This window comes from Methylovorus menthalis (assembly GCF_020523625.1).
Classification (GTDB): domain Bacteria; phylum Pseudomonadota; class Gammaproteobacteria; order Burkholderiales; family Methylophilaceae; genus Methylovorus; species Methylovorus menthalis.
Genome location: NZ_JAJAQH010000006.1, coordinates 785,358 through 797,411, shown reverse-complemented (window position 1 = coordinate 797,411; position 12,054 = coordinate 785,358). Strand labels below are relative to the sequence as shown.

General features: G+C 52.0%; 10 protein-coding genes. All 10 read right to left on the bottom strand.

All coding sequences use genetic code 11. The features are described 5' to 3' along the window. Positions 1–141: 141 nt before the first annotated feature. The 10 genes from purF to LG204_RS09515 all read right to left on the bottom strand — a co-directional run bounded on the left by purF (position 142) and on the right by LG204_RS09515 (position 12,022). Positions 142–1,680, bottom strand: coding sequence for an amidophosphoribosyltransferase (gene purF / locus LG204_RS09560; protein ID WP_230337055.1), 1,539 nt, complete (start codon positions 1,678–1,680; stop codon positions 142–144). 70 nt (positions 1,681–1,750) lie between these two features. Further along, complete coding sequence (locus tag LG204_RS09555; protein WP_230337054.1) at positions 1,751–2,242, bottom strand: CvpA family protein; 492 nt, start codon at positions 2,240–2,242, stop codon at positions 1,751–1,753. Between the two features lie 13 nt (positions 2,243–2,255). Beyond that, a complete protein-coding gene (locus tag LG204_RS09550) occupies positions 2,256–2,990 on the bottom strand; it encodes an SPOR domain-containing protein (protein ID WP_230337053.1) in 735 nt (244 codons plus the stop codon). 12 nt (positions 2,991–3,002) lie between these two features. Further along, the gene (gene folC, locus LG204_RS09545) at positions 3,003–4,295 is read right to left on the bottom strand and encodes a bifunctional tetrahydrofolate synthase/dihydrofolate synthase (protein WP_230337052.1); all 1,293 of its coding nucleotides are present in this window, start codon (positions 4,293–4,295) and stop codon (positions 3,003–3,005) included. Positions 4,296–4,307: 12 nt separating this feature from the next. Continuing rightward, the gene (accD, locus tag LG204_RS09540; RefSeq protein WP_230337051.1) at positions 4,308–5,174 is read right to left on the bottom strand and encodes an acetyl-CoA carboxylase, carboxyltransferase subunit beta; all 867 of its coding nucleotides are present in this window, start codon (positions 5,172–5,174) and stop codon (positions 4,308–4,310) included. Positions 5,175–5,186: 12 nt separating this feature from the next. After that, positions 5,187–5,987, bottom strand: coding sequence for a tryptophan synthase subunit alpha (trpA, locus tag LG204_RS09535; protein ID WP_230337050.1), 801 nt, complete (start codon positions 5,985–5,987; stop codon positions 5,187–5,189). A gap of 26 nt (positions 5,988–6,013) precedes the next feature. Beyond that, positions 6,014–7,216 carry a tryptophan synthase subunit beta gene (gene trpB, locus LG204_RS09530; protein WP_013442388.1) on the bottom strand — a complete coding sequence of 401 codons (1,203 nt, stop codon included), beginning with the start codon at positions 7,214–7,216 and terminating at the stop codon, positions 6,014–6,016. Then, positions 7,203–7,826 carry a phosphoribosylanthranilate isomerase gene (locus LG204_RS09525; RefSeq protein WP_230337049.1) on the bottom strand — a complete coding sequence of 208 codons (624 nt, stop codon included), beginning with the start codon at positions 7,824–7,826 and terminating at the stop codon, positions 7,203–7,205. Before LG204_RS09525 ends, trpB begins: the two co-directional genes overlap by 14 nt. Before the next feature lie 96 nt (positions 7,827–7,922). Next, the gene (gene truA / locus LG204_RS09520) at positions 7,923–8,708 is read right to left on the bottom strand and encodes a tRNA pseudouridine(38-40) synthase TruA (RefSeq protein WP_230337048.1); all 786 of its coding nucleotides are present in this window, start codon (positions 8,706–8,708) and stop codon (positions 7,923–7,925) included. Between the two features lie 110 nt (positions 8,709–8,818). Beyond that, positions 8,819–12,022: a FimV/HubP family polar landmark protein gene (locus LG204_RS09515; RefSeq protein WP_230337047.1), complete on the bottom strand. Its 3,204-nt coding sequence runs from the start codon at positions 12,020–12,022 to the stop codon at positions 8,819–8,821. Positions 12,023–12,054: the final 32 nt, after the last annotated feature.

Sequence of the window (12,054 nt, the reverse complement as noted above, 5' to 3'; positions counted from 1 at the left end):
AACGGGTTTATGCACTCGCTTTAGCTGAATTTATAAGGCGCCCGCAAGCTGAGTTAAATGAATTAATCTCAAATCGGCGCAAATTCATGATAAGCCTGCAGGCGGCACTGGTCAAGACCAACACCGCTGCAGGACTCATGTTTATAAAGCTTCCTCGTATTCCTTGATGGTGACGAGATTCAGGTCCAACTGGGTGCTGGAGTTAGCGGGTTTTTTGTGACCCAGCTTATCGCCGCGGGCACTTTCAACATTGTTGAGGTACGTTTCGTCGATATCCCCGGTGACATAATTTCCATCAAAACAGGAGCAATCAAACATCTTGATGTCCGGATTGCTCAACTGCACGGCTTCGATCAACGCATCCAGATCCTGATAGATCAATGCATCAGCACCAATTTCTTCACAGATCTGCTGATCGGTACGGCCAGTGGCAAGCAACTCATCGCGAGTTGGCATATCAATGCCATACACGTTAGGGAAACGGACAGGTGGTGCAGCAGAGGCAAAATACACTTTATTGGCACCCGCATCGCGGGCCATCTGCACGATCTGCTTGGACGTGGTACCACGCACAATGGAATCGTCGACGAGCAACACATTCTTGCCCTTGAACTCCATTCCGATCGGATTCAGCTTCTGGCGTACGGATTTTTTGCGCAATGCCTGACCAGGCATGATGAAGGTACGGCCAATATAGCGATTCTTGATAAAGCCTTCTCTATAGGTGAGATTCAAGGCATTTGCCAATTGCAGGGCACTGGGGCGACTAGTATCCGGAATTGGAATCACCACGTCAATATGCAGATCACCCCATTCCTTGGCGATCTTTTTGGCGAGGCTAACGCCCATATGCAGGCGGGTCTGGTAGACAGATACCTTATCGATAACCGAGTCAGGGCGAGCCAGATAAACATATTCAAAAATACAAGGGGACAACTTGGGGTTTTCAGCGCATTGGCGGGAGAAGAAATTGCCATCCATATCGATGAAAATGGCCTCACCCGGCTCAACATCACGCACCAGTTTGAATCCAAGCACATCCAGCGCCACGCTTTCAGAGGCAACGATATATTCAACACCCTTCTCTGTTTCGGATTTGCCGATGACCAGAGGCCGAATACCGTTTGGATCACGGAAAGCCAGCAGACCAAAATTGGCCACCATCGCCACGACGGCATAAGCGCCCAGGCAACGCTTGTGAACCCCGGCAACGGCTTCAAAGATCATGTCGCTATTCAGCACGGCACTGTGGGCAGTCTGCTCAATTTCATGGGCGAGCACATTAAGCAGCACTTCTGAATCGGAACTCGTATTGATGTGACGCAGATCCTGGCGGAACATTTCTTCTTTTAGTTGCGTGGAGTTGGTCAAGTTACCGTTGTGACCAAGCACAATACCAAAAGGAGAGTTCACATAGAAAGGCTGGGCCTCTGCGGCAGAGGAAGAACCGGCCGTGGGGTAGCGCACATGGGCGATCCCGGCAGTACCCTGCAGGCTGCGCATGTGACGTGTCTGGAAAACGTCCTGCACAAGGCCGTTATTCTTGTGCATGTAGAACGTATTGCCATCGCAAGTGACAATACCCGCCGCATCCTGCCCGCGGTGTTGCAGAACCAGCAATCCGTCGTAGAGCAACTGATTGACCGGGTTTTTACCGACAACGCCTATGATTCCACACATGGAGTGAGCACCTTAAAAAAACGAGAATTCCGATGAAGCGCGTACGACTGTCTGTACCGCAAATGGTTCGTCAGTCGTACTTAACATGCTTAGTAATATCTTGCGGAAGCCATGGCAATAAACTGACCACCATCGCTTCCAATGGCGCACTGAACATTGCATTGCGCCATCTTTCATCCTTGGGCACGCTGGTCAGGCCGGCCAGAAAAACCAGCACCAGCAATATCAGCACACCGCGTAACAAACCAAATATCGCGCCAAGTGCGCGATCCAGCCAACCCAGGCCGACGGTCTTGAACAACTGCCCCAGCACGATCGCCAACAGACTGCATAACAACAAGGTTGCTAAAAACAATATGAGGAACGCTGCCAGAAAACGCAAGGCCTCTGACGGAATTGCCTCAGGTAATAAAGGTGCCAGTTCCATGGTATACAGCTTGGCAATGAAAAAAGCCGCTACCCATCCAGCAAGTGCCAGCACTTCGCGTACGAAACCGCGCATGACGCTTAATAATACCGAAAGCCCCAGTATGCCCAGCACGGCATAGTCAAATACTGTCATCAGGGACAACCCCTCACTTGCTGGTGACCACCATGCCGGTCAGGCCAGCACCCTTGATCTTGTCCAATGCCTGCTCGGCTTGCGGACGTGTGGAATATAACTGACTGCGCAAGCGGATTTTAGGACCTTTAGGGGTATCCAGCTTTTCAGTATTGGATTTAATGCCCAGACCTGCCAGCTTTTGTTGCAGTTGCTTGACGTTATCTGGGTCTGAAAATACGCCTACTTGCACCAGAAATCCTGCAGCTTTTTCAGCACTATCTTTTTTGGTGGCATCAGCAACCGTCGGCTTGCTTTCGACCGGCTTAGCAGACTCAGAAGGTTTGGCCACCGGAGCTGAAGGCACCGTTTTAACAGGAGCGGGGACGGTAGCAGGCTTGACTGGCGCTGGTTTAGGTTGCGCCACAGGTTCCGAACGAGACTCGACAGGAGGCGTCAGCGGCATGATTTCGTCAGTTGCGCCCGCCTGGGGCTCGGTGACAGGCTGATCCTCGGGAATGGCTGAACCAGTCTGCGTTGAAGACTCAGATGCTTCGGGCTTGACCGGTACAATCTTGGAGTTGAACTCGCTATCCTGACTAGGAATGGAAATGGCGATTTCTTGTTGTGGCGCTTTGCTGGCGCGATCATCAAGCAGCATAGGCAACACGGTGACCATCAGCAACACCAGTGCCACTGCACCAACCAGCCGTCTACGAGCACGCTTCTTGAATTGAATTTCCTGCTCGTTCAAGTTATCAGAGGCCATGGGTAAAACATCCTAGTGGTTATCAGGTGACGCGGGTAAAAGCTGCATGACATCAGCCACGGTGAAAAATGATCCGAATACGATAATTCTATCATTTTCGCCTGCATCTATACAGGCTTGCCTGTAAGCTTCTGCCACATTGGGGTATGAATGCACAGTGGTCTCTGGGGCAATCTCGGATACTGCCTCTTGCAGCTGCGTGGCCTTGGCACCTCGCACTTGCGTAATGTCCGCCAGATACCATGCATGCACGGCAGTGTGGACTGCAGCGACCACCCCTCGTATATCCTTATCCGCCAGCATAGCGAACACCGCCAAGGTACGCCCAGCATTGGCCTGTGCCTTTAAATTAGTGGCTAATGCTGCTGCTGCGTGCGGATTATGCGCCACGTCGAGCACCACCCAAGGTGTTGACTGACGCACATCAAAACGTCCGGCCAGATTAACCCCTTGCAAACCTGCATGAACCGCCTGCTCGCTTACCGGTAATTGTTCATGCAGAGAATGAATCGCGGTCAATACAGCGGAGGCATTAGCGAGCTGAAAATCTCCAGCCAAAGCCGGCAAAGGCAAATCATGCAATATGTAACCTGCCCACTTGTATTGCCAGCGCCCAGATTTTGCATGGCAGTAAAAATCACGATTGATGCAGAGCAACTCGGCTTTAATGGTTTCCGCGTGCTTCAGCAGGGATTGTGGCGGAGATGCATCTGCACAGATAGCAGGACGGTTACCACGATAAACCCCGGCTTTTTCGAAGCCTATGCTTTCACGGTTGTCGCCAAGATAATCCATATGATCAAGATCAATACTGGTGATGATCGCGACATCAGGATCGACAACATTCACCGCATCGAGCCGACCACCCAGGCCGACCTCAAGGATCACCACATCAAGCGCCTGCTGACAAAAGCAGCATAACGCTGCCAGGGTGCCGAATTCAAAGTAAGTCAATGCCGTATCGCCACGCGCTGCTTCGACCCGGGCAAAGGCATCACAAAGATCAGCATCAGCAGCCTCACGGCCCATGATACGAACGCGCTCGTTGTAGCGCAGAATGTGGGGAGATGTATAACAGCCTACCCGATATCCTGCTTGCAGATATATCTGCTCAAGCATGGCACAGGTTGAGCCTTTGCCATTGGTACCTGCAACGGTAATAACGATAAAATCGGGGGTTAGATCAAGACGCTGCTTTACTGCCTGCACACGCTCCAATCCCATCGCGATAGACTTGGGATGAAGCGCTTCAATGTATTGCAGCCAGCCCTGCAACGTGTCAGGCGGCGTTGAAAGATCAGTCACAATACGAGGGAATCAGGCAACGGCAGGTAATTTGGTCATGTTACTGATCAGGTTGGCCAGCTTGTCGCGCATTTCACGACGATCAACAATGATATCCACCGCGCCGTGCTCTAGTAAGAACTCAGCACGCTGAAAACCTTCCGGCAAAGTTTCGCGAACTGTCTGTTCAATCACACGTGGGCCAGCAAAGCCAATCAGCGCCTGCGGTTCAGCGACAATCACATCACCAAGCATGGCAAAACTGGCAGAAACGCCACCCATGGTTGGATCAGTCAGCACGGAAATATACGGCAAACCGGCACGACCGAGGGCAGTTAATGCGGCGCTGGTTTTCGCCATCTGCATCAGCGAAAAAAGGCCTTCTTGCATACGTGCCCCGCCGCTGGCGGAAATACACACAAAGGCCGAACGACGCTCAATGGCCGCATTGACACCGCGAACGAAACGCTCACCGACAACAGAGCCCATGGAGCCACCCATGAACTTGAACTCAAAAGCAGCCGCCACGACGGGAACAGCCTTGATACTGCCTTGCAAAACGATCAGCGAATCGGTTTCACCAACATCGGCCTGCGAAGACTTGATGCGGTCTGCGTAGCGTTTGCTGTCCTTGAATTTCAGCGGATCTACTGGCTGCACTTCGGCGCCAATTTCGGAGCGCCCTTCTTCATCCAGCAGCATGGCCAAACGGGCACGCGCTGAAATACGGTTGTGATAGCCGCACTTGGGACAAACTTCCGCATTCTTTTCGAGATCCGTACGGTAAAGCACGGATTCACATGAGGGGCATTTGCTCCAGAGACCTTCTGGTACTGTTTTTTTATTAATGCCCGTGGGGCGATTGATCTTGGGAGGAAGTAGTTTTTGTAACCAGCTCATGGCATGTCCTTTTTAAGCAGCGTCTACCGCGATGCGCAATTCTTTCATCAACGCAGCCACGTTATCGACGAGATTTTGATCATTGGATTGTTCCACAGCCTGCACCATACGGCTGCCCACCACCACTGCATCGCCAATGGCAGCAACCGCCGTTGCGGTCGCAGCATCACGCACACCAAAGCCCACACCCACTGGCAAATCCGTCAGGGTTCGAATTTCAGCCACTTTTTGCGCCACCTCTTCAATATCGAGGTTTTTAGCGCCCGTCACACCCTTGAGTGAGACATAGTAAACGAAACCGCTTGCCTGATTCACAATCACCTCAACGCGAGCAGGCTCGGTTGTTGGTGATAACAGAAAAATGGGATCAATGCCCCGTGCCTGCAGCAATGCTGTAAACTCCTTGCACTCTTCTGGCGGATAATCCACCGTCAGCACGCCATCCACTCCAGCTACCTGGGCACGATCGGAAAACTTTTCCTGCCCCATGGCTTCAACCGGGTTAGCGTAGCCCATCAGAATGATAGGCGTCACATTATCCTGCTGACGGAACTCGCGCACCATCTCCAGCACGCGGCTCAATCCTACGTGATGGACCAGGGCTCGTTCGCTGGCGCGCTGGATAACGGGGCCATCCGCCATCGGATCTGAAAAAGGCACCCCAAGCTCAATCATATCGGCACCGTTCGCCACCATGGCGTGCAACAACTTTACGGTAAGGTCGGGGTGCGGATCTCCAGCGGTAATGTAAGGGACGAGTGCCTTTTTCCCCTGCTGCTTGAGCTGATCGAACGTGGTTTTTATGCGAGACATGAATGGGATCTTAATAACGGTAAGTATTAGAGGGTGATGCCGGACAGACCAGCCACGGTATTGATATCTTTATCGCCACGACCGGAGAGATTCACCAGAATGACTTGGTCGGGGGACATGGTCGCCGCCATCTTTTCGGCGTAGGCCAACGCATGGCTGGACTCCAGCGCCGGAATAATACCCTCGGTACGGCAAAGGCTATGGAAAGCAGCCATGGCTTCGTCGTCGGTAATGGCCACATATTCAGCACGCTTACTATCTTTCAGCCAGGCGTGCTCAGGCCCTACCCCTGGATAATCCAAGCCAGCCGAGATCGAATGCGTTTCGATGATCTGGCCGTCCTCATCTTGCATCAGGTAAGTACGGTTGCCATGCAACACACCTACTGAGCTATTGGCTGTCAATGGCGCCGCGTGCTTGCCGGTGGCCAAGCCAAGTCCAGCAGCTTCAACGCCAATCAGGCGAACATTCTCTTCATTGATATAAGGGTAGAAAATACCCATGGCATTGGACCCGCCGCCCACACAAGCCACGACCGCATCTGGCTGGCGCCCGATCATTTCCTGCATTTGCTGCTTGGCTTCTACGCCAATCACGGCCTGGAAGTCGCGTACCATCATGGGGTAAGGATGCGGACCAGCCACAGTGCCAATAATATAAAACGTGTTGGAGATGTTGGTTACCCAGTCGCGCATGGCTTCATTCAGCGCATCCTTGAGGGTTTTTGAGCCGCTTTCTACTGGCACAACTGTTGCGCCAAGGAGCTTCATGCGATAAACATTAGGCGCCTGGCGCTTAACATCCTCAGAGCCCATGTAAACCACACATTCCAGCCCCATACGCGCCGCAATGGTTGCTGTAGCCACCCCATGTTGCCCTGCGCCCGTCTCGGCAATCACGCGCGGCTTGCCCATCCGTTTTGCCAGCAATGCCTGCCCTACGGTGTTATTCACCTTGTGAGCACCAGTGTGGTTGAGATCTTCCCGCTTGAGATAAATGCGAGCGCCACCTACCCGTTCAGACCAGCGCTTGGCATAGTAGATGGGACTGGGGCGGCCAACGAAATACTTCAGATCATGTGCAAATTCGGCCAGAAATTCAGGGTCATGGCGAAAGCGCTCATACATGACACGCAATTCTTCCAGGGCTTCCACCAGAGTTTCTGCGACAAAAATCCCGCCGTAAGGACCAAAATGGCCTCTGTCGTCAGGCATATCATAAAGCTGCATCTGTAACTCCTCGCATGAATGCGGCAATTTTGCCAGCATCCTTAATTCCTTTTTGGGCCTCGACACCACCACTGACATCCACAGCGTAGGGTCTAACCTGCTTTATCGCATCTGCCACATTGTCCGCATCAAGCCCCCCCGCCAGTACAATTGGCAGAGGCAAGTTTGATGGTATCAGTGTCCAGTCAAATCGCTGGCCAGTACCGCCAGCAACCCCGTCAACATAGGCATCCAGCAGCAGCGCACGGGCATGATAGTAATCGAGGGCGTATTGTAGCAAATTTGTGTCAGGCCTGACGCGTATTGCCTTCATATAAGGTCGAGCATAACGCTGGCATTCTTCAGGGGATTCATCCCCATGAAACTGCAATATATCCAGGCGTACCTCATTCAGCACCTGTTCAACATACGCTGGGTCGGCATTAACAAACAAACCGACAACCGTCACAAATGGCGGCAGGCTACGAATAGCATCTTTGGCCTGCGCAATACTGACGTGACGCGGGCTAGCCTCAACAAAAACGAGACCAATGGCATCAGCCCCCTGCTGCACAGCAGCGATGGCATCTTTTGCCCGGGTGATCCCGCATATTTTGACCCTGGTGCGCAAAATTAAGCTCTTTGGTGAAGTCGGAATTAAATTGAGATCGCTAGGTTAACTGAAACGTTCTTGCATGTCACATGGGGACAAAGCGAATAACCAAGCTCAGGCGAGTGACAAATGCACGAATCGACGAGTATCTGGCAAGCCCCAGCGCGATTCATAGCCAACTCCACTCAGATACAAGCCATCCGGGGAAAACGTGGGCGGCGCCAGACGACGATCCTTGCTTTGCAGAAGCTCATGAATAAAAACCGGTGGCTGACTGCCTTTGCCAACATATACCAAGGCGCCGACCATATTCCGTACCTGATGATGTAAAAAAGCATTACCGCTAAATTCAAACAGAATCGCCTGTCCCTCACGACACACCTCGGCTTGCTGCAATGTACGTATCGGAGATTTAGCCTGGCATTCAGCGGCACGGAATGCGCTGAAATCATGCTCACCGATTAAATGTGTGGCGGCTTCTGCCATGGCAGCCACATCAAGAGGTTGATGAAACCAGCCAACCTTACCAGCCAAAATGGCCGGCGCGACAGCTTGATCAAACAAGAGATATTGATAGTATCGTTGCCGGGCAGAAAACCGCGCATGGAAATCGTCTGCCATTTGCTGCGCCCATAACACTCGCACGCTGGGGGGTAGGCCCGCATTGACTCCACGGACCCAGGCGCTCAGTGGTCGATCGGTCATTGTTTCAAAATGTACGACCTGCACCAAGGCGTGAACACCCGTGTCAGTTCGACCTGCGGCAATGACACGCACCGGATGACAGGCCATGCGGGCAAGCTCTCTCTCCAGCGCATCCTGAACGCCGCAGCCGCCTGGCTGGCTCTGCCAACCACAAAAATGGGCACCGTCGTACTCTAGCCCCAGGGCAACTCTCATTTAAACCTCAACATTACGAATACCTTCTGTCAGGTTTTCTCATCATCTTTAAGAAAAAAGCCGGATCAAAATAATCCGGCTTTTTCTAACTTCTGAATTGCGTAGCCTAGCTAGGCACCCAGACTGTTCATAATAGCCTGCGCTCGCGCCCGCTGTTGCGGACCGCCCTCGCTAAGCACTTCATCAAGCAACTCTTTGGCGCCTTCGTTATCCCCCATATCCATGTAGGCTGTCACCAAATCCAGCTTGGTATCAACCTCAGCGGACTCCGCTGCGATGGCTTCCGGCAGAGGTTCTTCGGCAGTGCCATTCAGATCAAGACTGATATCAGAAAAATCGACTTCAGCTGGCGTGATCGGCTCGGAGTCGCTTGCATTCAGATCAGGCAAGGCGTCATCCTCATCCGCGCTACTAAGACTATCAAGATTAAAGTCCAGATCGACATCGCTATTCGTGGGTGATTCAAAAACGATTTCCTCTACCGGGTCCTCATTAAATGCGTCAGGCAGATTAGCAGCAGACTCTATTTCAGAGTTCGGTATGCTTTTATCCTCAGCGCCAAATGGTGTATCAAAGTCCAGACTAACATCTGGAATACGTTCATTTGGTTCGGAAAATGGAGTTTCACTTATAAAACTATTGACAGGCTCTGCCTCGTCAAAAACCGCATCACTTGTACCAAATACAACTTCTTTTTCATCCGCCACATCAAGCGGCTTGGATTCAGGTTCAAATGACGTCGAAGCGGAAAGGTCAAGGTCGGGGAAATCACCATTATCCGTTTCGGACATGGGCAGATTCAAATCAAACCCGGATGGGAGAGCACCCTTCGCAGTCTCCGATGTCAACCCCTCATCTTCCTCAGGCAGGCCAGGCAATGTATTACCGAAATCACCTATATCCATCTGTATGGTGCTAGCTGCTGGGGATTCCGGCAAATCAAGCTGGAAATCAATATCATTGGAATCGGAGTTCTGACTATCAGCAGATGCTCCGACTTGATCATCGGCCGAATAGCGCTCAGGCAACTCATCGATGATGGTAGGTGCCATCATCGATTCTGCAGCCAAGGCCCCTTCCAACCCGCCTTTTCTATTCCCTAGATCATCATCCTGGTCCGTAGCATTAACATCAAACCCGACGAAATCAAGAGCATTGCTATCATCTGCCGCGACAGAAGTCTCTGCTGGCTTATCATCACCAAGACCAAAATCCAGATCAGAGGACGTGTCTACTAAGGGGTCAGCCGTAGAAAAAGTTTCCTCATCCAGATTGTCGTCCAAGGAGAAATCCATGGCACTCGCGATGTCAGCATTAGCTCTTGAAGGCACGTCATCCAAACCCAGATCATCATCCAGACCTAAGCCATCCTCACCACCCTGGTAAATGGGATTCTGACCATCTAGCTTGCGACCTAACTCCGCCACCTTGCGCCACTGAGGATCACTTGCCCCTATCGTGGCATATATTTCACCCGCCAAGGTTTCAAATGCAGAGGTATCTTTACGAGCGGCATACATCTCCAAGAGCTTGTGATGCAATTCGTAACGCTTAGGGTCCTTGGCTATGGCATCTCGCAGAATCTCTTCGGCCTGGGCATCGCGCCCGTAAGCCATATACACCTCGGCCTCGGCAATAGGATCGACATCATGCGTATCGATCATGCCACCACCAGTCTGCGAAAAATCTGTCAGGAATGAAGTGTCACCTGAATCAACTTTGCTGCTTAAGGTGCTACCAAATACCGTGTTTGCCTTCAAGCCACTTGAGGTGAGGATCGCCTTCTCAAAAGTATCCAAGTTACGTTTGCGCTTGTTACGCAAATATAACCAGCCACCAAGCAGCAGAAGTAACGCAGCGCCTGCACCACCCCACAGCATCAGCTTTTCATTATCAACACCATCAATCAGCTCGGCAGCTGGCACAGGAACAGAAGCAGGGGTCACGGCCGATTTGGGTTCGACTCTTGCAGGGGCTTTCTCTTCCGGCTTGACAGCATTTTTATCCGTTTTGACCGACTGAGTAGATTCAGCTGGCACTTGCCTCGAGTCCGGCTCAACTTTCTGGTCAGCATCATGACTATTCGGCTGCAACTGAGCGGCCGCATTGTCTTTCAGCACGGCCATCGCCTGATTTTTGATCGCGAGCAGCTTCTGCATATCCTGGACTTGCTTCTCCAGGGCGGCAGCACGCTCGTTTGCTTCTTGCAAGGCTTTTTCTTTTGCAATGGCCTCTTCCTGCAAAGTATTAAGCTTTTCTTGCGCAGACCGGGCAGCAGCACCATCCGGTGCGTCGCCTTTAGACAAGCGAACAACATCACGTGAACCAGACTGTGACTGCGCGGCCTTATCCTGTGCCGCAGAGGTAAGTTTGCCACTGGCAGACTGACTGCCTTCACCTTCACGGCCCGCGGCTGAAGTAGCAACGGACTCTCCAAGACGTTTGCGGTAGGCATTCCAATCTGCAGCCTGCAGCTGAATCTCCTGACGAGCCTCGGCATTGCTAATGTCTTGCACTTCATGGGCTGGCGGAATACGCAGTATTTGCCCCACCTTCAGACGATTCATGTTGTTATCGGCAAAAGCACTCTTGTTCGCGCGATATATACCAACCAGCATCTGATCGAGGCTAATACCTTCCGCATCAACATTCCGGGCGATAGCACTTAAGGTATCGCCACGACTTGTGGTGTGGGTTTGCCCGGTGCCATCGCTCTCAAGCGGCTTCGGCTTATTAATAGCAGCTGCAGGTTTGCGGCTATTAGGTTTTGAGATATTGGGTGTTGATGCATTCGAGCTATTAGAGCCGGACTGCACCGCTCCCGAAGCTATCGGAGATTGACTCGCTGGCTGAGATGCGCCGGTCGCGGGCGCAACAGCCTGTGGAAGATTGCTATTGGGATTAGGTGTAGCGTAGCCGGGAGGATCCAGCAACATGGTGTACTCACGCACCAGCCGACCAGTAGCCCATTCAACCTGGATCAGCATATCTACAAAGGGATCCGTAATGGGTTGATTACTGCTTAGCTTGAGAACAGCAGTGCCGTTGGATTTTCTGCTGATATTGATCTGAATGGCATTCTGAATAGGGCTGCGCTCAACACCTTGCACAGCATAAGCGGCTTCTGGAGCAATTGCAGCCGAGAGAGACTCGAGTTCATCCGGAGTAGTTCCAAGCAACTCGATTTCGGCACTTAATGGTTCACCCAGGCCAGATGCAACCGTCAATCTTCCCAAGCCGGCAGCATCTGCAGCCCATGGCATCATCGCCAGGCAAACCGCGAGCGAAATCCGTTTTAGTTTAGACTTATGCACTATTCCACCCTTATTGCAGTATTGGTTTGTAA

What these genes read in the sequence shown, in the direction of transcription:
- trpA (WP_230337050.1), bottom strand. Translation starts at nt 5,987, where the DNA reads ATGTCTCGCATAAAAACCACGTTCGATCAGCTCAAGCAGCAGGGGAAA.
- LG204_RS09550 (WP_230337053.1), bottom strand. Translation starts at nt 2,990, where the DNA reads ATGGCCTCTGATAACTTGAACGAGCAGGAAATTCAATTCAAGAAGCGT.
- trpB (WP_013442388.1), bottom strand. Translation starts at nt 7,216, where the DNA reads ATGCAGCTTTATGATATGCCTGACGACAGAGGCCATTTTGGTCCTTAC.
- LG204_RS09555 (WP_230337054.1), bottom strand. Translation starts at nt 2,242, where the DNA reads ATGACAGTATTTGACTATGCCGTGCTGGGCATACTGGGGCTTTCGGTA.
- accD (WP_230337051.1), bottom strand. Translation starts at nt 5,174, where the DNA reads ATGAGCTGGTTACAAAAACTACTTCCTCCCAAGATCAATCGCCCCACG.
- purF (WP_230337055.1), bottom strand. Translation starts at nt 1,680, where the DNA reads ATGTGTGGAATCATAGGCGTTGTCGGTAAAAACCCGGTCAATCAGTTG.
- truA (WP_230337048.1), bottom strand. Translation starts at nt 8,708, where the DNA reads ATGAGAGTTGCCCTGGGGCTAGAGTACGACGGTGCCCATTTTTGTGGT.